This is a genomic window from Pseudomonas sp. TE12508 (assembly GCF_056279485.1).
Genome location: NZ_JBWCCN010000004.1, coordinates 35,195 through 58,584, shown reverse-complemented (window position 1 = coordinate 58,584; position 23,390 = coordinate 35,195). Strand labels below are relative to the sequence as shown.

Below are 23,390 nucleotides of genomic sequence, written 5' to 3'. Positions count from 1 at the left end.
CTGTGCTACACGTTTGCAGCCCCACAGGCGGCAATCCCGAAAGAACAAGGAGTCACCATGAAACGCGTCCTGACCGTACTTGCCTTGCTGATTGTCGTACTCGCCGCCGGGGGCGGCTGGTATGTGTACAGCAAGCAACCGACGCGCCAGGGCCAGGTGCAATTGCAGCACCTGCAAGGTTCGGTGACCGTGCGCTACGACGTGCGCGGTGTGCCGCATATCCGTGCCGAAAACGAAACCGACCTCTACCGCGCCCTCGGCTATGTGCACGCCCAGGACCGGCTGTTCCAGATGGAAGCCATGCGGCGCCTGGCCCGTGGAGAGCTGGCCGAAGTCCTCGGCCCGAAACTGGTCGACACCGACAAACTGTTTCGCAGCCTGCGTATCCGCGAGCGGGCTGAAAGTTATGTTGCCGCGCTGGATCGTCAGTCGCCGGCATGGAAGGCTCTGCAAGCCTATCTGGACGGCATCAATCAATATCAGGACAGCCACGCGGCGCCCGCCGAGTTCGACGTGCTGGGGATTCCCAAGCGCCCTTTCACTGCCGAAGACAGCATCAGCATCGCCGGTTACATGGCCTACAGCTTTGCCGCGGCGTTTCGCACCGAACCCTTGCTGACTTACGTGCGTGACCAACTGGGCGCCGAGTATCTGAATATCTTTGATCTCGACTGGCAGCCCAAGGGCGTGCTGGCCAAAAGGCGCGCCAACCCTGCACCGGCCCTCACCGCCAATGACTGGAAGGATCTGAACGCCCTCGCCCGTTTGAGTGAGCAGGCATTGGCCGACAATGGCCTGCCGCAATTCGAAGGCAGCAATGCCTGGGTGATTTCCGGCAGCCGCAGCAAAAGTGGTAAACCACTGCTGGCCGGTGACCCGCACATTCGCTTCTCGGCGCCGTCGGTGTGGTACGAAGCGCACCTGTCGGCGCCGGGTTTCGAGCTTTACGGTTACCATCAGGCGCTGGTGCCGTTTGCGTTTCTGGGCCACAACCTGGACTTCGGCTGGAGCCTGACGATGTTCCAGAACGACGATCTGGACCTGATCGCCGAGAAGGTCAACCCGGACCATCCGAACCAGGTCTGGTATCGCGGCCAGTGGGTCGACATGGTCAACACCGAACAACAGATCGCGGTCAAAGGCCAGTCACCGGTCACCCTGACCCTGCGCCAGTCGCCCCACGGCCCGATCATCAACGATGCGCTCGGCACCGCCGCCGGCAAAACGCCGGTCGCCATGTGGTGGGCCTTCCTCGAGACGCCGAATCCGATCCTCGACGGCTTCTACCAGCTCAACCGCGCCGACACCCTGGCCAAGGCCCGCGCCGCCTCGGCCAAGGTTCAGGCACCGGGGCTGAACATCGTCTACGCCAACGCCAAGGGCGACATCGGCTGGTGGGCCTCGGCGCTGCTGCCCAAGCGCCCGGTCGGGGTGAAGCCCGGTTTCATCCTCGACGGCAGCACTCCTCAGGCGGACAAGGAAGGTTTTTACCCGTTCAGCGCCAACCCACAGGAAGAGAACCCGGCGCGGGGCTATATCGTCTCGGCCAACTTCCAACCGGTGTCGCCGACCGGCATGGAGATTCCCGGTTATTACAACCTCGCCGATCGCGGTCAGCAGCTCAATCGCCAGCTCAGCGACAAGAATGTGAAGTGGGACAACGAGTCCAACCAGAAGCTGCAACTGGGCACCACCACCGAATACGGTCCGCGTTTACTCGCGCCGTTGCTACCGGTACTGCGTGAAGGGGTGAGCGATCCCGCCGAGCTCAAACTGGTGGAACAACTGGCGCAGTGGAGCGGCGATTACCCGCTGGACTCCATCAGCGCCACGCTGTTCAACCAGTTTCTGTTCAACCTTGCCGACGCGGCGATGCGCGATGAACTGGGCAATGACTTCTTCGAAACGCTGCTGCCGACCCGGGTGATCGATGCCGCACTACCGCGTTTGGCGGCCTCCGCCGACTCACCGTGGTGGGACAATCGCAACACCCCCGGCAAGGAAACCCGCGCCGATACGGTCAAGGTGGCCTGGCAAGCGAGCATGGCTCACCTCAAAACCACCCTGGGCGACGACTCCACACAATGGCAGTGGGGCAAGGCGCACACCTTGACTCACGGCCATCCGCTGGGGACGCAAAAACCGCTGGAGCGGATCTTCAACGTCGGGCCGTTCGCGGCGCCCGGCACCCACGAAGTGCCGAACAACCTCTCGGCCAAGATCGGCCCGGCGCCGTGGCCTGTGACTTACGGCCCGTCGACGCGGCGGCTGATCGACTTCGCCGACCCGGCCCACAGCCTGACCATCAACCCGGTAGGCCAGAGCGGCGTGCCATTCGACAGCCACTATGCCGATCAGGCCGAGGCGTATATCGAAGGGGTTTACTACCAGGCGCATTTCAATGATGAAGAAGTGACGGCCAATACCCGTAGTACCTTGAAACTGTTGCCGGCCAGGGCTGCTCATTAGTTTTGTGGTGTGACGGCGGGCCTCATCGCGAGCAGGGCTCGCTTCCACAAGGGATCTTCAGTGAACATAAATTTTGTGTCTGCCACAGATCCTGTGGGAGCGAGCCTGCTCGCGATGCAGGCAACTCGGTGCAACTAAGATACCGAGGTGATGCTATCGCGAGCAGGCTCGCTCCCACATTGGATCTGTGGTTGGCCACACAGACGTGGTCAACCCGGCATCAGGCTCAAGCCGCTTCCGGCGCCTGTGCCCGGCGCACGTCCGGTTGTTTCCAGGAGTCGGCGGCGCCTTCTTCGATGGCCTGCTGGATCGCCCGCTTGCGAATCTCTTCGGCACGACGGCTGAAGTACCAGACCAGGAACGTCACCAGCGACACCGCCAGCAAAATCAGGCTGGCCACGGCATTGATCTCAGGCTTCACGCCCAGGCGCACCGCGGAGAACACTTCCATCGGCAGGGTCGTGGAACCCGGACCGGACACGAAGCTCGCCAGCACCAGGTCATCCAGCGACAGGGCAAACGACATCATGCCCCCCGCCGCCAGCGATGGCGCGATCATCGGGATGGTGATCAGGAAGAACACCTTCCATGGCCGCGCGCCCAGGTCCATGGCCGCCTCTTCGATGGACAGGTCCAGCTCACGCAAGCGCGCCGACACCACCACCGCCACATACGCCGCACAGAACGTGGTGTGGGCGATCCAGATGGTGACGATGCCGCGCTCCTGCGGCCAACCGATCATCTGCGCCATGGCCACGAACAGCAGCAACAGCGACAGACCGGTGATCACTTCCGGCATCACCAACGGCGCGGTGACCAGACCACCGAACAGCGTGCGGCCCTTGAAGTGGGTGATACGGGTCAGCACGAACGCCGCCAGCGTCCCCAGTGCCACTGCTGCAATCGCGGTGTAGCAGGCGATTTCCAGCGAGCGCACCACCGAGCCCATCAGTTGGGTGTTGTCCATCAACCCCACGTACCACTTGATCGACCAACCGCCCCACACCGTCACCAGTTTGGAGGCGTTGAACGAGTAGATCACCAGGATCAGCATCGGCGCGTAGATGAACAGCAAACCCGCTACCAGCATGAAACTTGAGAAACGGAAGCGCTTCATTCCTTGCCCTCCATTTCTTTGGCCTGACTACGGTTGAACAGGATGATCGGCACAATCAGGATCGCCAGCATCACCACAGCCAGGGCAGAAGCCACCGGCCAGTCACGGTTGTTGAAGAACTCTTGCCAGAGCACTTTACCGATCATCAGGGTTTCCGGACCGCCGAGCAGTTCCGGAATCACGAACTCACCCACCACCGGGATGAACACCAGCATGCAGCCGGCGATGATGCCGTTTTTCGACAGCGGCACGGTGATCTTCCAGAAACTGTTGAAGGTGCTCGAACCGAGGTCCGACGCGGCTTCCAGCAGGCTGGTGTCGTGTTTGACCAGGTTGGCGTAGAGCGGCAGGATCATGAACGGCAGATAGGAGTAAACGACCCCGATGTAAACCGCGAGGTTGGTGTTGAGGATCTGCAGCGGCTCGTCGATCCAGCCCATGCTCATCAAAAAGCCGTTAAGCAGGCCGTTGTTGCTGAGGATGCCCATCCACGCATACACGCGGATCAGGATCGCGGTCCAGGTCGGCATCATGATCAGCAACACCAGCACCGTCTGCAGTTCTTTGCGGGCACTGGCAATGGCGTAGGCCATCGGGTAGCCGATCAACAGGCAGAGGACGGTGCTGATCAGCGCCATCTTCAGCGAACCGAGGTAAGCGGCGATGTACAACTCGTCATCGCCCAGCATCGCGTAGTTGCTCAGGTTAAGCAGCACCTGGAGCTTCTGGTCGATGAAGCTGTAGATCTCGGTGTACGGCGGAATGGCCACGTCGGCTTCGGCGAAGCTGATCTTCAAGACGATGAAGAACGGCAACATGAAGAACATGAACAGCCAAATGAACGGAACCCCGATGACCAGCTGACGGCCACCGGGAATTATTCGATTGAGGCGGCGTTTGAATTTGCGCAGGTTCATGAGCGAAGTACCACGCCACTATCGTCTTCCCAATACACGTAGACCTGGTCACCCCAGGTCGGCCGCTGGCCACGGCGCTCGGCGTTGGCGACGAACGACTGGACGATCTTGCCGCTCGGCAGCTCGACGTAGAACACCGAGTGGCCACCGAGGTAGGCGATGTCATGCACTTTGCCGCTGGACCAGTTGTATTCACAGGTCGGCATGGTCGGCGTCACCAGCAGTTTTTCTGGACGGATCGCGTAGGTCACGGATTTGTCCTGCACCGAAGTGCTGATGCCGTGGCCCACATAAATCTGCCGGTCCAGGTCCTTGCAGGTGATGATCGCGTGGCCTTCGGCGTCGTCGATCACTTCACCGTCAAAGATGTTGACGTTGCCGATGAACTCGCAGACCAGGCGGCTGGTCGGGGTTTCGTAGATGTCGATCGGGCTGCCGATCTGGGCGATCCAGCCCAAGTGCATGATCGCGATACGCTCGGCCATGGTCATGGCCTCTTCCTGGTCGTGGGTCACCATCACGCAGGTCACGCCGACCCGCTCGATGATCTCGACCAGTTCCAGCTGCATTTGCGAGCGCAGCTTCTTGTCCAGCGCACCCATCGGTTCGTCGAGCAGCAACAGCTTCGGTCGCTTGGCCAAAGAACGCGCCAGCGCCACACGCTGACGCTGGCCACCGGACAATTGATGCGGCTTGCGCTTGGCGTACTGGCTCATCTGCACCAGCTTGAGCATGTCGGCCACGCGCGCATCGACTTCAGCGGCGGGAAGCTTGTCCTGCTTGAGGCCGAAGGCGATGTTCTGCGCCACGGTCATGTGCGGGAACAAGGCGTAGGACTGGAACATCATGTTGATCGGCCGCTCGTACGGCGGCATGTCCGTGATGTCTACGCCATCGAGGTAAATGCGCCCCTCCGTGGGCCGTTCGAAACCTGCCAGCATCCGCAGCAAGGTGGATTTGCCCGAACCCGAGCCGCCGAGCAGGGCGAAGATTTCGCCTTTCTTGATTTCCAGGGACACGTCGTCCACGGCAATCGTCTCGTCGAACTTTTTTGTGACCCGGTCGATTTTGACCAGCACCTGTTTAGGTGTCTGGTCGCCCTCGAGGGCTTTCTTATAGGCGCCGGAGGCAACTGCCATTTACGAAACTCCCAACAGAATTTGCAGTTCGCTCAACGTGGCGAACCTGGATAGTTTGAAGCTATTTGCCCGACTTGACCTTGGTCCAGCTGCGTGTCATCAAACGTTGAATGTTCGGTGGCAACTCGATGGAGACGTATGTCTTGTCGAGGACCGCTTGCGGTGGATAGACCGATGCGTCGGTGCGTATGGATTGTTCCATCAGTTTGTCCGACCCGGGGTTCGGGTTGGCGTAGCCTACGGAATTGCTGACCTGGGCAATCACTTCGGGTTTCAGCAAATAGTTGATGAAGGCATGGGCTTCCTTGGCGTTGGCGGCATCCTTGGGGATCGCCAGCATGTCGAACCAGAGCGCGCCGCCCTCTTTCGGAATCGAGTAGGCGATGTTCATGCCTTTGCCGGCTTCAGCCGCGCGGGCCTTGGCCTGGAACATATCGCCGGAGAAACCGATCGCCACGCAGATGTCACCGTTGGCCAGGTCCGCGATGTATTTGGACGAATGGAAGTACGTCACGTAAGGGCGCACCGCCAGTAACTTGGCTTCGGCCTTTTTATAGTCTTCAGGGTTGGTGCTGTTGGCGTTCAGGCCCATGTAGTTGAGGACCGTGGGCATCATTTCATCGGCGGAGTCGAGGAACGCCACGCCACAGCTGTGCAGCTTCTTGATGTTCTGCGGCTCGAACACCACATCCCACGAATCGATCTTGTCGAGGCCCAGCACTGCCTTGACCTTGTCGACGTTGTAACCGATGCCGTTGGTGCCCCACAGATACGGTACGGCGTACTGATTGCCCGGATCGTTCTGTTCCAGGCGCTTGAGCAGTACCGGGTCGAGGTTGGAATAGTTAGTCAGCTTCGATTTATCGAGCTTCTGGAAAGCCCCGGCCTTGATCTGCTTGCCAAGGAAGTGGTTGGACGGCACGACTACGTCATAACCGGTACGCCCGGCCAGCAACTTGCCTTCCAGGGTTTCGTTGGAATCGAATACGTCATATACCGGCTTGATGCCGGTTTCTTTCTGGAAGTCGGCCAGGGTGGTCTCACCGATGTAGTCAGACCAATTATAAATATGCACTGTGCCAGCGGCCTGAACACTGACAGCGAGTGTCAGCCCGGCGCCGACCAGCAGGGCATTGCGCAACAAAGAAAAAATAGGCAAGTGGAGGTCCTCTAAAATTAGTTGGGCCCAAGTTGCCCCGCGTTACATGACAGCCATGGCTGCCTGGCAACAAAACCGGCGCGCAACTTACCCTCGAAAAACCGTTCCAGCAAACTTTATGAAGATCCTGTAGCAGCTGCCGAAGGCTGCGTTCAACTGCGAAGCAGTTGTGCCGTCGAAAAGCGGAGGTCCTTTCGGACCTCAACGCAGCCTGCGGCAGCTGCTACAGGGTTTATTACTTATTTACCGGATTTGATCTTGGTCCAGCTGCGAGTCAGGATCCGCTGGGTCGCGGCCGGCAAGTCGGCAATCGCGTACAGCTTGGCCAACACTTCCGCTGGCGGGTAGATGCCTGGATCGCTGGTGATTTCTTTATCAACCAGTGCGGTAGACGCCGCGTTACCGTTCGGGAAACGTACGGCGTTGGTGATTTCAGCCATGATTTCCGGCTTCTGCAGGAAGGTCATGAACTTGTAGGCGCCTTCGACGTTTTCGGCATCTTTAGGGATGGCGACCATGTCGTAGAAGCTGCCAGCACCTTCTTTCGGAATGTTGTAGCTGACTTTCACCTTGTCACCGGCTTCAGCGGCGCGAGCCTTGGCCTGGTAGATGTCACCCGAGTAACCCACGGCGACGCAGATGTTGCCGTTGGCCAGGTCGGAGATGTACTTGGACGAGTGGAAGTAGCCCACCGAAGGACGGATTTTCAGGAACAGCGCTTCGGCTTCAGCCAGTTGTTTCTTGTCCTGGCTGTCGGTTGGATAGCCCAGGTAATGCAACGCCACCGGAATCATCTCGGTTGGCGAATCGAGGAAGCTGATACCGCACGACTTCAACTTGGCAGCGTTTTCAGGTTTGAACAGCAAGTCCCAGGAGTTGGTCGGCGCATCGGCACCCAGTGCAGCCTTGACCTTCTCGGCGTTGAAACCGATACCGATCGAACCCCACATGTAAGGAAACGCGTGTTCGTTACCCGGGTCGCTTACCGATACTGCTTTAAGCAGGTCCGTGTTCAGGTTTTTCCAGTTAGGCAGCTTGGACTTGTCCAGCTTCTGGTAAACGCCGGCCTTGATCTGCTTGGCCAGGAAGTTGTTCGACGGCACGACGATGTCATAGCCGGACTTGCCTGCCAGCAACTTGGCTTCAAGGGTTTCGTTACTGTCGAACACGTCGTAGACGACTTTGATACCCGACTCGGCCTCGAACTTCTTGACGGTATCCGGCGCGATGTAATCGGACCAGTTGTACACGTGCAGCACTTTGTCGTCGGCCTGAACGGCGCCCGCCATCACGCCCATCAGGGACATGGCGAGGAGGGTCTTGCCAGCTATCTTCATACCTAATGCCTTCATGGGTAATGCTCCAATTTTTCTTTTTAACCACGTGCTCAGCGGCCTGTTACTGGGCATCCGAACAACCGGTAGTCTGGCAAGATCCAAGGCAGGCTTTCAAGGAAAGACCCATCCTTTGTTTGCACTGAGCGAAGTGCAATCTTCGCACCTCGCTCAGAGCCTAGCACTTAGCCCTGCAACGCACTCAGGGTCAGGTCCAGACACTTGCGTGCCTTGGTCACCAACTCGTCGATTTCAGCCGGTGTAATCACCAGTGGCGGAGCAATGATCATAGTGTCGCCGACGGCGCGCATGATCAGGCCGTTTTCGAAGCAGAACGTGCGGCAGATCATGCCAACACCCTTGCCTTCGTAACGTTTGCGGGTGGCTTTGTCCTGAACCAGTTCGATGGCCCCCAACAGACCGACCCCACGCACTTCCCCCACCAACGGGTGATCGCTCAGTTCCCGTAGACGCTTTTGCAAATAAGGTGCCGTTTCTGTGCGCACGCGCTCGACAATTTTCTCGTCGCGCAGGATACGAATGTTTTCCAGCGCCACCGCAGCGGCCACCGGGTGCCCGGAATACGTGAAACCGTGGTTGAAATCGCCACCTTCGTTGAGCACCTCGACCACATCGTCGCGCACGATCAGGCCACCCATCGGGATGTAGCCGGAGGTCAGGCCTTTGGCGATGGTCATCATGTGAGGTTTGAGGTCGTAGAAATCGCTGCCGAACCACTCACCGGTACGGCCGAAACCGCAGATCACTTCGTCGGCCACGAACAGAATGTCGTACTTGGCGAGGATTTCCTTGATGCGCGGCCAGTAGCTGTCTGGCGGAATGATCACGCCGCCGGCGCCCTGGATCGGCTCGGCAATAAAGGCACCGACGTTGTCGACACCGACTTCCAGGATTTTCTCTTCCAGCTGATTGGCCGCCCAGATACCGAACTCGTTCGGCGTCATGTCGCCGCCTTCGCCGAACCAATACGGCTGGGCAATGTGGACGATGCCCGGGATCGGCAAGTCGCCCTGTTCGTGCATGTACGTCATGCCACCCAGGCTCGCGCCGGCCACGGTGGAACCGTGATAGCCGTTCTTGCGACTGATGATGACTTTCTTCTTCGGCTGGCCCTTGATCGCCCAGTAGTGGCGAACCATCCGCAGCATGGTGTCGTTGCCTTCGGACCCGGACCCGGTGAAGAACACGTGATTCATGCCTTCAGGCGCGACGTCGGCAATCACCTTGGCCAGCTCCAGCACCGGCGGGTGAGCCGTCTGGAAGAACAGGTTGTAATAAGGCAGTTCGCGCATCTGTTTGCTGGCGGCATCGGCCAGTTCATCGCGACCGTAACCGATCGCGACACACCACAGGCCAGCCATGCCGTCGAGGATCTTGTTGCCTTCGCTGTCCCAGAGGTAAACGCCCTTGGCATGGGTGATGATCCGCGGGCCTTTCTCTTTCAGCTGCTTGAAGTCGCTGAACGGGGCCAGGTGGTGATCGCTGCTCAGGGCTTGCCATTCACGGGTTTGCGGGTTGTTGCTGGTCATGCGAATTCTCCTAAGATTCGAGTGGAGGGCGCCGCCAGGAACAGCGGCGCCCGGCGCATCAGACGGCGAAGAGCAGGAATTCCCGCTCCCACGAACTGATCACGCGCTTGAAGTTTTCATGCTCGGCCCGCTTGACCGCGATGTAGCCCGTGATGAATTTCTTGCCCAGGTACTTTTCGATGGTCTTGCTGTTTTCCATGCGATCCAGGGCATCTTCAATAGTCAGTGGCAGGCGCAGGTTGCGCCGCTCGTAACCACGACCCACGACCGGAGCACTCGGGTTATGCCCTTCGACCATGCCGATAAAGCCGCACAACAGGCTGGCGGCGATGGCCAGGTAAGGGTTGGCATCGGCACCCGGCAGACGGTTTTCCACCCGACGATTCTGCGGCCCGGCATCCGGAACCCGCAGGCCCACGGTGCGGTTCTCTTCGCCCCACTCCACGTTCACCGGCGCCGAGGTATCCGGCAGGAAGCGGCGGAACGAATTGACGTTGGGTGCGAACAACGGCAGCAGCTCAGGAATGAATTTCTGCAGCCCGCCGATGTGGTTGAGAAACAGCTGGCTCATGGTCCCGTCTTCATTGGAGAAAACGTTTTTGCCAGTCTCGATACTGATGATGCTCTGGTGCAAGTGCATGGCGCTGCCCGGTTCGCCGGTCATGGGCTTGGCCATGAAGGTCGCCGCCACGTTGTGCTTGAGCGCGGCCTCACGCATGGTGCGCTTGAACACCAGAATCTGGTCGGCCAGGGACAGGGCATCGCCATGACGGAAGTTGATTTCCATCTGCGCGGTGCCGTCCTCATGGATCAGCGTGTCGAGGTCCAGCTCTTGCAGTTCGCACCAGTCGTAGACGTCTTCGAACAACGGATCGAATTCGTTCGCGGCTTCAATCGAAAAGGACTGACGACCGGTTTCCGGACGACCAGAGCGGCCGATCGGCGGTTGCAGCGGGTAGTCCGGGTCATCACTGCGCTTGGTGAGATAGAACTCCATTTCCGGCGCCACGATCGGCTGCCAGCCGTGGTCGGCGTAGAGTTTCAGCACCTTTTTGAGCACGTTGCGCGGCGACAGCTCGATCGGATTGCCCTGCTTGTCGTAGGTATCGTGGATCACCTGGGCGGTGGGCTCGATGGCCCAGGGCACCAGAAACACCGCGTTCTGGTCGGGGCGGCAGATCATGTCGATGTCGGCCGGGTCGAGCAGTTCGTAATAGATGTCGTCTTCGACGTAGTCGCCGGTGACGGTCTGCAACAGAACGCTTTCGGGCAGGCGCATGCCTTTTTCGGCAATGAACTTGTTGGTCGGCGAAATCTTGCCCCGAGTGATGCCGGTCAGGTCGCCAATCATGCATTCGACTTCTGTGATCTTGTGGTCTTTCAACCAATCGGTGAGCTGGTCGAGGTTGTTACTCATAAATGCCTCTTAGGCTGAGTTTCCTGACTCTTATAAGTCAGGCGTTGTTTGACGCATCGGCGTCGCGTTGTAGAGCGTACTTGCGGCAGGCATCGCCAAATGCCTGGAAAATCGCAAGGTAGTCAGGATTCAAGCTTACCTGCCATTCGGGATGCCATTGCACACCTAAAGCAAAAGCCTTGCCTTCGGTAACAGAGACGGCTTCGATCAACCCGTCGGGCGCCACAGCTTCCACACGAAGGCCCGGCGCCAGACGCTCAATGCCCTGACCATGAATCGAATTGACTTGAATCTCGCTCGCCAGGCCCAGCCCGGCCAGTACACCACACGGCTGAACGTGCACCGGGTGACTTGGCGCGTACTGCCCTTCCAGCGGCAGGCTGTCGTCTTCACGGTGATCCATGAATGGACCGGCCTCGTGAACCTTCTGATGCAAACTGCCGCCGAACGCCACATTCATTTCCTGGAAGCCGCGGCAAATGCCGAGCACGGGAACACCGGCCTCGACAGCAGCGCGGATCAGCGGGAGAGTGGTGGCATCGCGTGCAGAATCATGAGCAGTACCTGGCGCACTGGCCGGGCCGTTATAGTGAAACGGTTCTATATTAGAAGGAGAGCCTGTAAAGAGAATGCCGTCCAGAGCGTCCAGAATTTCGGACGGCGCCAGCTGATCCGCCAGGGATGGAAGAATCAACGGCAGGCCCTTGGCAGCTGAAGCCACGGCGCGTACGTATTTGTCGCCACTGATGTGATAAGCATGCAGACCGATCTGCTTTGAGCAGGCGGTGACGCCGATTAACGGCAGGCGAGACATGAAGCACCCCGGTATTATTGCTGTTATGGGTTTAAATCGAGCTTAGCCTTGTTCATTTTTTTACACAACACCCCCGTAAAAAATACAACACGGCCCGCTCAAGCTCGCGGGCGCCAAGACGACTGAAGGCAAAAAAACGCCCCAAAGTGCCTCAAAAATGCCTCATGAGTGCTTTTTTAGGGCAAAAAAGGCCTTGCTTGACTTCGGCATGCCGTTCGGGTTGACTGGAATCCGAAGAGATCAATGATTGATATTTTTAACAACAAAGGTGTTGCATCATGTCGGTACCCCCGCGTGCCGTTCAGCTTAACGAAGCGAACGCGTTCCTTAAGGAACATCCTGAGGTTCTGTACGTTGACCTTCTGATTGCGGATATGAATGGTGTGGTGCGCGGCAAGCGCATTGAACGCACCAGCCTCCACAAGGTTTACGAGAAAGGCATCAACCTGCCGGCCTCTCTATTTGCTCTGGATATCAATGGCTCGACGGTGGAAAGCACCGGCCTGGGCCTGGACATCGGCGATGCTGACCGAATCTGCTATCCAATCCCCGACACCCTGTGCAATGAGCCCTGGCAGAAGCGCCCGACCGCGCAACTGCTGATGACCATGCACGAACTCGAAGGTGATCCTTTCTTCGCCGACCCGCGCGAAGTCCTGCGACAAGTCGTAGCCAAGTTTGACGAGATGGGCCTGACCATCTGCGCTGCGTTCGAACTGGAGTTCTACCTGATCGACCAGGAGAACGTGAACGGCCGCCCACAACCACCGCGCTCGCCGATCTCTGGCAAACGCCCGCATTCGACACAGGTCTACCTGATCGACGACCTCGACGAATACGTCGACTGCCTCCAGGACATTCTGGAAGGTGCGAAAGAGCAAGGCATCCCTGCCGACGCGATCGTCAAGGAAAGTGCCCCGGCACAGTTCGAAGTGAACCTGCATCACGTGGCCGACCCGATCAAGGCCTGCGACTATGCGGTCCTGCTCAAGCGCCTGATCAAAAACATCGCCTATGACCATGAGATGGACACCACCTTCATGGCCAAGCCTTACCCTGGCCAGGCGGGTAACGGTCTGCATGTCCACATCTCGATTCTTGATAAAGATGGCAAAAACATTTTTGCCAGCGAGGATCCCGAGCAGAACGCCGCACTGCGTCACGCGATCGGCGGTGTGCTCGAGACCCTGCCGGCGCAGATGGCTTTCCTCTGCCCGAACGTCAACTCCTACCGTCGTTTCGGCGCACAGTTCTACGTGCCGAATTCGCCGTGTTGGGGCCTGGACAACCGTACCGTGGCCATCCGCGTACCGACCGGTTCCTCCGATGCCGTGCGCATCGAACACCGTGTCGCCGGCGCCGACGCCAACCCGTATCTGTTGATGGCTTCTGTTTTGGCGGGCGTGCACCACGGCCTGACCAACAAAATCGAGCCGGGCGCACCCGTGGAAGGCAACTCCTACGAGCAGAACGAGCAAAGCCTGCCGAACAACCTGCGTGATGCATTGCGCGAGCTGGACGACAGCGAAGTCATGGCCAAGTACATCGATCCGAAATACATCGACATTTTTGTCGCCTGTAAAGAGAGCGAGCTGGAGGAGTTCGAACACTCCATCTCCGACCTCGAGTACAACTGGTACCTGCATACCGTGTAAGCGGATTGCCGATCTGAAAAAACGCCGTTGGCTCTCGCAGCCAGCGGCGTTTTTTTATGGCCGCCTTCGGCGGATCGCCAGCAGGCTAGCTCCCACAGTTGATCTCCAGTGAACATACATTCGGTGTACACCGGAAATCCCTGTGGGAGCTAGCCTGCTAGCGAAGGCGTCCGGGCAGACAACATCAAACCCTGCTCGTACAATGCCCGCTGCCCCCGCAGGAGACTTCAATGACGCGCACCGCCACCATTCGCAAACCCCGCGCCCGCAGTCAGGCTCGGATCGATTCGATACTCGATGCCGCCCGCACGCTGCTGGCCGCCGAGGGCGTGGCCAGCCTGTCGATCTACAGCGTCGCCGAACGCGCGGAGATCCCGCCCTCCTCCGTCTACCATTTTTTCGCCAGCGTCCCGGCCCTGCTTGAAGCCCTGACCGCCGACGTCCACGCCGCATTCCGCGCCTGCCTGCAAGCGCCCATCGATCACCATGCCCTCAACGGCTGGCGTGATCTGTCGCGCCTGGTGGAACAACGCATGCTCGCCATCTACGACGAAGACGCCGCCGCCCGCCAACTGATCCTCGCCCAGCACGGCCTGACCGAAGTCACCCAGGCCGACCGCCAGCACGACATCGAACTCGGCGACCTGATGCACAAGCTGTTCGACCACCACTTCGAATTGCCGACCCTGCCGAGTGATGTCGATGTGTTTGCACTGGCCATGGAGCTGGGGGACCGAGTGTATGCACGCTCGGTGCAACAGCATGGGCAGATCACGCCGCGAATGGCCGAGGAAGGGATGCGGGTGTTTGATGCTTATCTTGGGTTGTATTTGCCACCCTATCTGCCCAAGCGCGAAGTGCTTTGATCGTTCCCACGCTCTGCGTGGGAATGCAGCCCGGGACGCTCTGTGTCCCAAAAGCCGAACGCGGAGCGTCCGAAGAGGCATTCCCACGCAGAGCGTGGGAACGATCAGGGCTCACACCCTCCGGGGTTGTTGTTTACGCACGCGCTTACAACTTGGCGATCGACACCTCGGTGGATTTCACAAACGCGATTACTTCACTGCCGACCACCAGTTCCAGCTCTTTCACCGAACGGGTGGTAATCACCGAAGTGACGATGCCGGAGGCCGTCTGCACGTCGATTTCCGACAGCACGTCACCCAGCACGATTTCCTTGATCGAGCCTTTGAACTGGTTACGAACGTTGATGGCTTTGATAGTCATGATGTTGATTCCTGTCGTTGGATGAATCTTTAAGTTATTGCGCCCAACGCAATTGCGTAGGCAGTGGTGAAACAGGTTCCGGTTCCGGCGGTTGGCCAGGCAGGGACAGCACGCGGTTGAGCACTTCGGTTTCCAGCGCCGCCAGCCGATGAGAGCCACGGACCCGAGGGCGCGGCAGTTCCACATGCAGGTCGAGGCCGACTTCCCCCTCTTCAATCAGAATCACCCGATCGGCAATCGCCACCGCTTCGCTGACGTCGTGGGTCACCAGCAACACGGTGAAACCATGCTGTTGCCAGAGCCGTTCGATCAGTTGCTGCATTTCGATTCGGGTCAGGGCATCCAATGCGCCCAGCGGTTCGTCGAGCAACAGCAAGCGCGGTTGATGGATCAACGCGCGAGCCAGGGCCACACGCTGCTTTTGCCCGCCGGACAACGCTGCCGGCCATTCGTTGGCGCGATCCGCCAGGCCGACGGCTTCCAGCGCTTCCAACGCTTGCGGCCGCCAGTTGCCCTTGAGCCCGAGACCGACGTTGTCGATGATCTTTTTCCACGGCAGCAGACGCGCTTCCTGGAACATCAGTCGAGTGTCTTCCCGCGCATCACTCAGTGGCGCTGCGCCTGCAAGCAGCTCCCCCCCTGTGGGCTTGTCGAGACCGGCGAGCAAGCGCAGCAAAGTACTTTTGCCGCAGCCGCTACGCCCGACCACCGCCACAAACTGCCCGGCCGGAATGTGCAGGTCGATTTCACGCAGCACCTGCCGTGAACCGAAGGTTTTTTGCAGCTTGCGCACCACCAGCGGAATACCGCGCAGCAGGCGTGGAGGTTGTTGAGCCGTCATGCGGCACCTCCCTTGGTTACCTGATAAGCCGGATGCCAGCGCAGCCACACGCGTTCAAGCCCACGCGCCGCAAGGTCGGCCAACTTGCCGAGCACTGCGTACAAAAGAATCGCCAGCACCACCACGTCGGTCTGCAAAAACTCCCGGGCATTCATCGCCAGATAGCCAATGCCCGAGCTCGCGGAAATGGTTTCCGCCACGATCAATGTCAACCACATGAAGCCCAGCGCAAAACGCACACCGACCAGAATCGATGGCAGCGCACCCGGCAAAATCACTTGGCGAAACAGGCTGAAACCAGACAGGCCATAACTGCGCGCCATCTCCACCAACGCCGGATCGACGTTGCGAATGCCGTGATAGGTGTTGAGGTAAATCGGGAACAACGTGCCCAACGCCACCAGAAAAATCTTCGCCGACTCGTCGATGCCGAACCACAGGATCACCAGCGGAATCAACGCCAGATGCGGCACGTTGCGGATCATCTGCACCGAACTATCGAGCAGGCGCTCGCCCCATTTCGACAAGCCGGTGATGAAGCCCAAGGTCAGACCAATGCCGCCGCCAATGGCGAACCCGAGCGCCGCGCGCCAGCCGCTGATGGCCAGGTGAGTCCAGATTTCACCGCTGCTGACCAGGCTCACACCGGCTTCGATCACCGCGATCGGCGCCGGCAGAATCCGCGTCGACAACCAGCCCGCCGACACCGACAACTGCCACACCGCCAGCAACAAGACCGGCAGCGCCCAGGGCGCGAGGTTGTGGATGATTTTCTTCATGGCGGCGCCTCAGCTCTGGGACGCGGCTTTGGGAAGAATGTCGTTGGCTACCATCTCGCCGAACGGGCTGACGTAACCGGCGCTTTTCGGCAGCTCCGGACGTTCGATATCCAAGTGCGGGAACAGCAACTCAGCCACCCGATAGGACTCTTCCAGGTGTGGATAACCGGAGAAGATGAACGTATCGATGCCCAGGTCAGCGTATTCCTTCACCCGAGCGGCCACGGTCGGGCCATCGCCGACCAGCGCCGTACCGGCCCCGCCGCGCACCAGACCGACACCGGCCCACAAGTTGGGGCTGACTTCCAGATGGTCGCGACTGCCACCATGCAACGCGGCCATCCGTTGCTGACCGACCGAATCGAAACGCGCCAGAGACGCCTGGGCACGGGCAATGGTGTCATCGTCCAGATGCGAGATCAGTCGATCCGCCGCTTGCCACGCCTCGGCATTGGTTTCACGAACGATCACATGCAAGCGAATACCGAAGCGCACGGTGCGACCGAGCTTCGCGGCTTTGGCACGAACCTGCTCGATTTTTTCTGCCACGGCGGCCGGTGGCTCGCCCCAGGTCAGAACCATTTCGACCTGCTCTGCCGCGAGGTCTTGGGCGGCTTCCGACGAGCCGCCGAAATACAGCGGCGGGCGCGGTTGCTGGATCGGCGGATAGAGCAACTTGGCGCCCTTCACGCTGATGTGCTGACCGTCGTAATCAACGGTTTCACCTTCCAGCACCCGGCGCCAGATGCGAGTGAATTCCACCGAAGCCTGATAGCGCTCTTCGTGACTGAGGAACAAACCGTCGCCGGCCAGTTCTTCCGGATCGCCACCAGTGACCAGGTTGAACAGCGCACGACCGCCAGACAAGCGATCCAGTGTCGCGGCCTGACGCGCCGCCACCGTCGGGGAAATGATCCCGGGGCGCAGGGCGACAAGGAACTTCAAACGCTGGGTCACCGGGATCAGCGACGCGGCTACCAGCCACGAGTCTTCGCAGGAGCGACCGGTGGGAATCAGCACCCCGCCAAAGCCCAGACGATCCGCCGCTTGCGCGACCTGTTGCAGGTAACCGTGGTCGACGGCGCGAGCGCCTTCAGCGGTGCCAAGGTAATGGCCATCGCCATGGGTAGGCAGGAACCAGAAGATATTAAGGCTCATGGAGTGGTCTCCTCAGGAAATCGAATTACGGCGCTTTGGCCACGGTGGCAGGTGGCGTCCAGATCACGTCTTTGATGCTCAAGGGTTTGGGAATCAGCTTGAGCTGGAAGAAGCTGTCGGCGATTTTTTGCTGGGCAGCGACTACTTCCGGCGTAAGGAACAGCGCGCCGTAGCCCTGGCGTTTCACCGAGGTCAGGGTGATGTCCGTTGGCAGGCCGAGCAGCGGCGAAACTTGCTTGGTCACGTCCTCGGGTTTGGCCTTGGACCACTCGCCAACCGCGCGCACTTCCTCCACCAGAGCCTTGATCACTTGAGGATTTTTCTGCGCGTAAGGTTTGGTCGCCAGGTAGAACTGATGGTTGTCGACGAGGCCTTTGCCGTCGCGCAGAGGGCGTGCTTGCAGTTGCTGTTCGGCGGCGGCCTGGTACGGGTCCCAGATCACCCAGGCATCGACACTGCCACGCTCGAACGCGGCACGGGCATCGGCTGGCGGCAGAAACACGGTCTGAATGTCGGTGTATTTGAGGCCGGCGTCTTCAAGCGCACGCACCAGCAGGTAATGCACGTTGGAGCCTTTGTTGAGCACGACTTTCTTGCCCTTGAGGTCCTGCACCGATTTGATCGGCGAGTCCTTCGGCACCAGGATCGCTTCGCTGTGGGGCGCTGGCGGTTCATAGGCAACGTAGAGCAAATCGGCACCGGCCGCCTGAGCGAACACGGGCGGCGTTTCACCGGTGACCCCAAAGTCGATGGAGCCGACGTTCAGGCCTTCGAGCAGTTGCGGGCCACCGGGGAATTCAGTCCATTGCACGTCCACGCCTTGGGCGGCGAGGCGTTTTTCGAGTGTGCCTTTGGCTTTGAGCAGCACCAGGGTGCCGTATTTTTGATAGCCGATCCGGAGTGTCTCGGCCTGAGCTTGAGTAATGGCGCCGAAGGTTACAGCCGCAGCAAACAGAGCGACCAGACCACGACGCAAAATGACAGGGCGCATGGCGCTCTCCTTTTTGCAGTTGGGTTTTGGCTGCACCTGCTTGCCCGTTAGCGGGCCAGTAAGGTGGAGTACTTCAAATTCGGGTGTGGCTTGAGGACTGGCTTAAATGCTCCAGCGAGCACTCAACAAACGTTCGTTCAACAGGTTCGGATCGAGCGGCTTGGGCCGTCGAGCCATGGCGCTGAAAAACTGCTCCAGCGCTTCAAACAATCGTTGCGCAAGCTCCGGCGCCAACTGCGCCTGGGCGCTGCCTTCGCCGTAAGCGATCTGGCTGTCCACGGCGAAAATCCCCTGCAGCATTTCCTGGGCTTTCAATGCTGACAGCACCGGTTTGAGCGCGTAATCCACCGCCAGCATATGGGCGATGCTGCCGCCGGTAGCCATCGGTAAAACCACCTTGTGGCTCAAGGCGCGTTCGGGCAGCAGATCGAGCAAGGTTTTCAGCGCACCGGAGAACGACGCTTTGTAAACCGGCGTGGCGATCAGCAAGCCATCGGCGTTTTCAATCTGTTGCAACAGGTCGATCACTTTCGGGCTGTCGAAGCGGGCATGCAGCAAATCTTCGGCCGGGAAGTCCCGTACCTGATAACTCACCACTTCCACACCTTGCTCTTGCAACCAGCGTCGCGAACGCTCCAGCAAAACCCCGGAACGGGAGCGTGGGCTGGGACTGCCACCGAGTGAGACGACCAGCATTCAGACAATTCCTTGAGCGGTGTTGGCGATTCGCGGCTTGCGATTTCGCGTTGATGGAGTGACCTTAACAGCTGATTTATATATCTATAAATCATATTTATTCATTTAGTTATGCGTTATGGATCTATGTGAAACTGCTTTTTCCAGGCAAAAAAAAGGCCGTAGAAACGGCCCAAAATCCCCTGCTTTATGGATGACATGAAATTTTCACTGGCCGGTCTGCCGCCTTCGCGGGCAAGCCCGCTCCCACAGGGTTTTAGGTCTGCCACACATCTCTGATCCTTCCCAATCCACTGTGGGAGCGGGCTTGCCCGCGATAGCGATTTTAGCCACACCGCAAAATTCGGATGATTACCTGTTCGGCTGTGGCGTCAGGCGCAGGTACGGCTTCACCGCGCGATAACCCTTGGGAAAACGTCGTTTTATTTCATCTTCGTCCTTGAGCGACGGCACGATCACCACCTCATCACCGTCTTGCCAGTTGGCCGGGGTGGCCACTTTGTAGTTGTCGGTGAGCTGCAGCGAATCGATCACCCGCAAAATTTCATTGAAGTTACGGCCGGTACTCGCCGGGTAAGTAATCGTCAGCCGAATCTTCTTGTTCGGATCGATCACGAACAGAGAACGCACGGTCAGGGTGTCGTTGGCATTCGGATGGATAAGGTCATACAGGTCGGACACTTTGCGGTCCGCATCGGCGAGGATCGGGAAGTTGACGATGGCGTTCTGGGTTTCGTTGATGTCCTCGATCCACCTGTGATGCGAGTCCACCGGGTCGACCGACAGGGCAATGGCTTTGACGCCGCGCTGGGTGAATTCATCCTTGAGCCTGGCGGTGAAGCCCAGCTCGGTGGTGCACACCGGCGTGAAGTCCGCCGGATGGGAAAACAACACGCCCCAGCTATCGTCTAGCCATTCGTGGAAACGGATAGTGCCGGCGCTGGAATCCTGTTCGAAATCGGGGGCGATATCGCCAAGTCTGAGGCTCATGCTGCTGCTCCTTGTGAGTGCTTGTTGAGCCCAACTGTGCCTGCGTTCGATTTTAATTAAAAAGAATAAATATCGATTTATTTAGATCTATAAAGAATATTAAAAATCTGTTCACTGGACCTGAATAGTCATCGAGACGAACATCGGTCACAAGGTTCGAGAAGGCCTTGAGTTGTTGCAAAAAGGGGAATTTCAAGGAGGGTTTACGGGGGTGAGCCCTCCTTGAAAACGCAAAAGCCCCGCCCGGCGTGATGCCGGGCGGGGCTTTTTTTACGTCGGTTACGCGAGCTCTGTTACAACAGCGGGATCGAGTAGCTGACGATCAGACGGTTTTCGTCCTGGTCGCGCTGACCTGGGACGTCGTTGCGCCACATGGCGTTTTTCCAGGTGAAGCCCAGGTTTTTCAGCGGACCTTCTGGCACTACGTAAGCCAGGGTCAGGTCGCGTTCCCACTCGGAACGGCCGGAACCGTTCTCGCGACCATTGGTACCCACGGTATCAATGTTGTCGCCACGCAGGTAAACGATGCCGGCTGTAGCGCCTGGCAGGCCAACCTTGGCGAAGTCATACGAGTAGCGAGCTTGCCAGGTACGTTCGCCGGCACGGGCGAACTTGGCGATCTGGCTATCGGTAGTGATGTAAGCCGACGAGCCGTCACCCTGGTTCAGCCAAGGGAAGTCGCTGCTGCCATTGCTGACCTGATAACCGCCGCCGAAGGTGTGACCGGCAACGGAGTACAGGAACAGGCCGCTGTACAGGTTGTTGTCGACTTTACCGCGACCGGAACGGAAACCCTCATCGTTACCGGAGCTGAAATAAGCCGAGTCGTGACCGTTGGCACCGTCATCGGAGCTGTTGAAGTAACGCAAGTCAGACTTCAACACACCAGGACCGATCGACCAGTTGTGGACCAGGCCCAGGAAGTGTTGCTTGTAGAAGTCTTCCAGGTTGCCGTAGTAGTACTGGGCAGTCAGGTCTTTGGTGATTTTGTAGTCACCGCCACCATAGATGAACTTGTTGCTGTCACGGAAGCCAGTACCGCGCGTGTTCGCACCAGCGATCGACAACTCTTCGTTGTTGCTGGAGTTACGGCCCTTGACGTGCTCGATCTGACCACCGACCAGTGTCAGGTCTTTGATTTCGTTCGAGGTGATCTGGCCGCCCTGGAAGGTTTGCGGCAGCAGACGACCGTCGTTGGTCACGATCACCGGCAGTTTTGGCTGCAGGGTGCCCAACTTCAGTTCGGTCTGGGATATCTTGGCTTTCGCAGTCAGGCCCAGGCTGGAGAAGTTATCAACCGCTTCGCCGTTGGATTTGCTCGGGAACACAGTGCCGCCGTAAGAGGCAGGAGTTGCGCCGTTGGTGCCGCCGCCCGAATCCAGACGGATGCCCAGCAGGCCAATGGCATCAAGACCGAAGCCAACGGTGCCTTGTGTGTAGCCCGAGGTGAAACGCAGGTCGAAGCCTTGGCCCCACTCTTCGTTTTTGCTCTGAACATTGGAAGCAGTTCTAGCTGCCGAATCGCGGTTATCGGTGTTGATGTAGAAGTTACGCAGCCCCAATGTAGCCTTGCTGTCTTCAATGAAACCGGCGGCGCCTGCCTGCTGCGCCAAAACCCCTACGGCCACAGCCAGGGCCAAGGTGGACTTCTTCATTGTTTCGCTCCTCTCGTTCTAATTTTTGTGTTCTTTGGTCTCGGGTCTAACGCCCCAGATCCACAGATGCGCGATTAGCACTGGTCCGTGACTGACAAGTCAATCGTAACCATGTGTGTCTACGACCAAGGTCTAACCGCCGTGATTTGGTCCCTGCAGGGTAATGATTTCCTCATAAACCCAAAAAGAATTATTTCATCCTTTTTCATACCATTTAGGAATATAGCTCTCGAGCAATGATCCGAACCGAGACAAAAGGTATCGGCTCATAAGCTAATTCCTAAATGGTATTTATTCGCCTTTTTTTAGATCGATTAGCGTTTACGTATTCCCCATACGTCAATCACTTTCGAAAAGGCGACGCCATCATGGCCAAACGCGCACTATCTAGTCAATTTGTTACAGTTTGTATATCGCTGATATTTTCTTTTTCCGCCCAGGCGGCGACTCTCACGGTCGGTTATCAAACCGGTATCGACCCCAGCAAAGTCCCTCAGGCTGATGGTGTTTACGAGAAAACCATTGGCCAGAAAATCGATTGGCGACGTTTCAACAGTGGCCCGGAAGTGGTCACTGCCATTGCCTCCGGCGATGTGCAGATTGGCAACCTCGGTTCAAGCCCACTGGCGGCGGCCGCTTCGCGCAACCTGCCGATTGTCGCGTTCATTGTTTCGGCTCAGATCAACGCTGCCGAAGCCCTTGTGGTGCGCAACGGCAGCGGCATCGATAAACCGGAAGATCTGATCGGCAAGACCATCGCCACGCCCTTCGTTTCAACCTCCCATTACAGCCTGCTCGGCGCGCTGAAGCATTGGGGGCTGGATGCCTCGAAAGTCAAAGTGGTGAACCTGCAACCCGTCGAAATCGCCGCAGCCTGGAAGCGTGGCGACATTGATGGGGCGTTTGTCTGGTCGCCGGCACTGGGGGAAATCCGCAAGACCGGCAAGACCTTGACCGACGCGGCGCAGGTCGGCCAATGGGGCGCGCCGACCTTCGAGGTGTGGGTCGCTCGCAAGGATTACGCCGAGAAGCATCCTGAGGTCGTGGCCAAATTTGCCAAGGTCACTCTGGACTCCTTCGCCGACTATGCCGCCCATAAAGACAGCTGGACCGCCGATTCGGTGCCGGTGCAGAAAATCGCCAAATTGACCGGTGCCAATGCCGCCGATGTGCCGGAGCTGCTGGCCGGCTCCGCATTCCCGGATGCCAAGGCACAACAGACCACCGCGCTACTGGACGGAGGCACAGCCAAGGCGATTGGCGAGACGGCGAAGTTTTTGAAGGAGCAAGGGAAGGTCGAGACGGTGCTGCCGGATTATTCGCCGTATGTCAGCGCGAAATTCGTCACTGAGTAAAACGCAAAACCTGTGGCGAGGGAGCTTGCTCCCGCTGGAGGCCGGAGGACTCCCCAATCCAACAACGCGGTGAATCAGTCATAACGCGTTCGCTGGTTTTGGGGCCGCTTCGCTGCCCAGCGGGAGC

At 58.7% G+C, this 23,390-nt stretch carries 20 protein-coding genes; 4 read left to right on the top strand and 16 right to left on the bottom strand.

The features are described from left to right. The first annotated feature begins 57 nt into the window (after positions 1–57). Complete coding sequence (locus tag ACZ9IM_RS06475) at positions 58–2,469, top strand: penicillin acylase family protein (RefSeq protein ID WP_476223573.1); 2,412 nt, start codon at positions 58–60, stop codon at positions 2,467–2,469. Positions 2,470–2,695: 226 nt separating this feature from the next. Here the strand turns inward: ACZ9IM_RS06475 and ACZ9IM_RS06470 are convergent, their stop codons facing one another. The 8 genes from ACZ9IM_RS06470 to ACZ9IM_RS06435 form a co-directional block, all read right to left on the bottom strand. Beyond that, positions 2,696–3,586: an ABC transporter permease subunit gene (locus tag ACZ9IM_RS06470; protein WP_007897694.1), complete on the bottom strand. Its 891-nt coding sequence runs from the start codon at positions 3,584–3,586 to the stop codon at positions 2,696–2,698. Further along, entirely contained in the window at positions 3,583–4,464 is an 882-nt protein-coding gene (locus ACZ9IM_RS06465) for an ABC transporter permease subunit (RefSeq protein ID WP_177319477.1), read from the bottom strand. Before ACZ9IM_RS06465 ends, ACZ9IM_RS06470 begins: the two co-directional genes overlap by 4 nt. A gap of 35 nt (positions 4,465–4,499) precedes the next feature. Further along, a complete protein-coding gene (locus ACZ9IM_RS06460) occupies positions 4,500–5,642 on the bottom strand; it encodes an ABC transporter ATP-binding protein (protein WP_008067988.1) in 1,143 nt (380 codons plus the stop codon). Positions 5,643–5,703: 61 nt separating this feature from the next. After that, positions 5,704–6,801, bottom strand: coding sequence for a polyamine ABC transporter substrate-binding protein (locus ACZ9IM_RS06455; RefSeq protein WP_427626183.1), 1,098 nt, complete (start codon positions 6,799–6,801; stop codon positions 5,704–5,706). Positions 6,802–7,040: 239 nt separating this feature from the next. Beyond that, the gene (locus ACZ9IM_RS06450; RefSeq protein WP_217857542.1) at positions 7,041–8,138 is read right to left on the bottom strand and encodes a polyamine ABC transporter substrate-binding protein; all 1,098 of its coding nucleotides are present in this window, start codon (positions 8,136–8,138) and stop codon (positions 7,041–7,043) included. A gap of 182 nt (positions 8,139–8,320) precedes the next feature. Then, positions 8,321–9,685 (bottom strand): aspartate aminotransferase family protein, encoded by a 1,365-nt coding sequence (locus ACZ9IM_RS06445; protein WP_427626182.1) that lies wholly within the window; start codon positions 9,683–9,685, stop codon positions 8,321–8,323. A gap of 58 nt (positions 9,686–9,743) precedes the next feature. After that, positions 9,744–11,102, bottom strand: coding sequence for a glutamine synthetase family protein (locus tag ACZ9IM_RS06440; RefSeq protein ID WP_305447328.1), 1,359 nt, complete (start codon positions 11,100–11,102; stop codon positions 9,744–9,746). Between the two features lie 37 nt (positions 11,103–11,139). Continuing rightward, positions 11,140–11,916 (bottom strand): gamma-glutamyl-gamma-aminobutyrate hydrolase family protein, encoded by a 777-nt coding sequence (locus tag ACZ9IM_RS06435; RefSeq protein WP_427626180.1) that lies wholly within the window; start codon positions 11,914–11,916, stop codon positions 11,140–11,142. 278 nt (positions 11,917–12,194) lie between these two features. On the opposite strand from ACZ9IM_RS06435, the gene ACZ9IM_RS06430 reads away from it, so the two are divergent. After that, a complete protein-coding gene (locus tag ACZ9IM_RS06430) occupies positions 12,195–13,571 on the top strand; it encodes a glutamine synthetase family protein (protein ID WP_007897683.1) in 1,377 nt (458 codons plus the stop codon). Positions 13,572–13,801: 230 nt separating this feature from the next. Beyond that, positions 13,802–14,437 (top strand): TetR/AcrR family transcriptional regulator, encoded by a 636-nt coding sequence (locus tag ACZ9IM_RS06425; RefSeq protein WP_447795219.1) that lies wholly within the window; start codon positions 13,802–13,804, stop codon positions 14,435–14,437. 145 nt (positions 14,438–14,582) lie between these two features. Here the strand turns inward: ACZ9IM_RS06425 and ACZ9IM_RS06420 are convergent, their stop codons facing one another. The 8 genes from ACZ9IM_RS06420 to ACZ9IM_RS06385 all read right to left on the bottom strand — a co-directional run bounded on the left by ACZ9IM_RS06420 (position 14,583) and on the right by ACZ9IM_RS06385 (position 21,908). Beyond that, positions 14,583–14,798, bottom strand: a complete 216-nt coding sequence (locus tag ACZ9IM_RS06420) for a TOBE domain-containing protein (RefSeq protein WP_003229256.1) — start codon at positions 14,796–14,798, stop codon at positions 14,583–14,585. 34 nt (positions 14,799–14,832) lie between these two features. Next, positions 14,833–15,639, bottom strand: coding sequence for an aliphatic sulfonates ABC transporter ATP-binding protein (gene ssuB, locus ACZ9IM_RS06415; protein WP_427628073.1), 807 nt, complete (start codon positions 15,637–15,639; stop codon positions 14,833–14,835). Next, complete coding sequence (gene ssuC, locus ACZ9IM_RS06410; RefSeq protein WP_476223572.1) at positions 15,636–16,418, bottom strand: aliphatic sulfonate ABC transporter permease SsuC; 783 nt, start codon at positions 16,416–16,418, stop codon at positions 15,636–15,638. The genes ssuB and ssuC overlap by 4 nt, the downstream gene beginning before the upstream one ends. 9 nt (positions 16,419–16,427) lie before the next feature. Then, positions 16,428–17,576: an FMNH2-dependent alkanesulfonate monooxygenase gene (gene ssuD, locus ACZ9IM_RS06405; protein ID WP_008067973.1), complete on the bottom strand. Its 1,149-nt coding sequence runs from the start codon at positions 17,574–17,576 to the stop codon at positions 16,428–16,430. A gap of 25 nt (positions 17,577–17,601) precedes the next feature. Beyond that, positions 17,602–18,567: a sulfonate ABC transporter substrate-binding protein gene (locus tag ACZ9IM_RS06400; RefSeq protein ID WP_476223571.1), complete on the bottom strand. Its 966-nt coding sequence runs from the start codon at positions 18,565–18,567 to the stop codon at positions 17,602–17,604. A gap of 102 nt (positions 18,568–18,669) precedes the next feature. Next, entirely contained in the window at positions 18,670–19,263 is a 594-nt protein-coding gene (gene ssuE / locus ACZ9IM_RS06395; RefSeq protein ID WP_007899466.1) for an NADPH-dependent FMN reductase, read from the bottom strand. A 351-nt stretch (positions 19,264–19,614) separates the two neighbouring features. Further along, positions 19,615–20,253: a peroxiredoxin gene (locus ACZ9IM_RS06390; RefSeq protein WP_476223570.1), complete on the bottom strand. Its 639-nt coding sequence runs from the start codon at positions 20,251–20,253 to the stop codon at positions 19,615–19,617. Positions 20,254–20,546: 293 nt separating this feature from the next. Further along, positions 20,547–21,908: an OprD family porin gene (locus ACZ9IM_RS06385; protein ID WP_427628079.1), complete on the bottom strand. Its 1,362-nt coding sequence runs from the start codon at positions 21,906–21,908 to the stop codon at positions 20,547–20,549. Positions 21,909–22,276: 368 nt separating this feature from the next. Here ACZ9IM_RS06385 and tauA point away from each other — a divergent pair, with 368 nt between their 5' ends. Beyond that, a complete protein-coding gene (tauA, locus tag ACZ9IM_RS06380) occupies positions 22,277–23,263 on the top strand; it encodes a taurine ABC transporter substrate-binding protein (RefSeq protein ID WP_427628081.1) in 987 nt (328 codons plus the stop codon). Positions 23,264–23,390 lie beyond the last annotated feature (127 nt).

Excerpts from the sequence above, each read along its gene's own strand:
- ACZ9IM_RS06475 (WP_476223573.1), top strand. The coding sequence starts at position 58 with ATGAAACGCGTCCTGACCGTACTTGCCTTGCTGATTGTCGTACTCGCC.
- ACZ9IM_RS06470 (WP_007897694.1), bottom strand. The coding sequence starts at position 3,586 with ATGAAGCGCTTCCGTTTCTCAAGTTTCATGCTGGTAGCGGGTTTGCTG.
- ACZ9IM_RS06460 (WP_008067988.1), bottom strand. The coding sequence starts at position 5,642 with ATGGCAGTTGCCTCCGGCGCCTATAAGAAAGCCCTCGAGGGCGACCAG.
- ACZ9IM_RS06450 (WP_217857542.1), bottom strand. The coding sequence starts at position 8,138 with ATGAAGATAGCTGGCAAGACCCTCCTCGCCATGTCCCTGATGGGCGTG.
- ACZ9IM_RS06445 (WP_427626182.1), bottom strand. The coding sequence starts at position 9,685 with ATGACCAGCAACAACCCGCAAACCCGTGAATGGCAAGCCCTGAGCAGC.
- ACZ9IM_RS06440 (WP_305447328.1), bottom strand. The coding sequence starts at position 11,102 with ATGAGTAACAACCTCGACCAGCTCACCGATTGGTTGAAAGACCACAAG.
- ACZ9IM_RS06435 (WP_427626180.1), bottom strand. The coding sequence starts at position 11,916 with ATGTCTCGCCTGCCGTTAATCGGCGTCACCGCCTGCTCAAAGCAGATC.
- ACZ9IM_RS06430 (WP_007897683.1), top strand. The coding sequence starts at position 12,195 with ATGTCGGTACCCCCGCGTGCCGTTCAGCTTAACGAAGCGAACGCGTTC.
- ACZ9IM_RS06425 (WP_447795219.1), top strand. The coding sequence starts at position 13,802 with ATGACGCGCACCGCCACCATTCGCAAACCCCGCGCCCGCAGTCAGGCT.
- ACZ9IM_RS06420 (WP_003229256.1), bottom strand. The coding sequence starts at position 14,798 with ATGACTATCAAAGCCATCAACGTTCGTAACCAGTTCAAAGGCTCGATC.
- ssuB (WP_427628073.1), bottom strand. The coding sequence starts at position 15,639 with ATGACGGCTCAACAACCTCCACGCCTGCTGCGCGGTATTCCGCTGGTG.
- ssuC (WP_476223572.1), bottom strand. The coding sequence starts at position 16,418 with ATGAAGAAAATCATCCACAACCTCGCGCCCTGGGCGCTGCCGGTCTTG.
- ssuD (WP_008067973.1), bottom strand. The coding sequence starts at position 17,576 with ATGAGCCTTAATATCTTCTGGTTCCTGCCTACCCATGGCGATGGCCAT.
- ACZ9IM_RS06400 (WP_476223571.1), bottom strand. The coding sequence starts at position 18,567 with ATGCGCCCTGTCATTTTGCGTCGTGGTCTGGTCGCTCTGTTTGCTGCG.
- ssuE (WP_007899466.1), bottom strand. The coding sequence starts at position 19,263 with ATGCTGGTCGTCTCACTCGGTGGCAGTCCCAGCCCACGCTCCCGTTCC.
- ACZ9IM_RS06390 (WP_476223570.1), bottom strand. The coding sequence starts at position 20,253 with ATGAGCCTCAGACTTGGCGATATCGCCCCCGATTTCGAACAGGATTCC.
- ACZ9IM_RS06385 (WP_427628079.1), bottom strand. The coding sequence starts at position 21,908 with ATGAAGAAGTCCACCTTGGCCCTGGCTGTGGCCGTAGGGGTTTTGGCG.
- tauA (WP_427628081.1), top strand. The coding sequence starts at position 22,277 with ATGGCCAAACGCGCACTATCTAGTCAATTTGTTACAGTTTGTATATCG.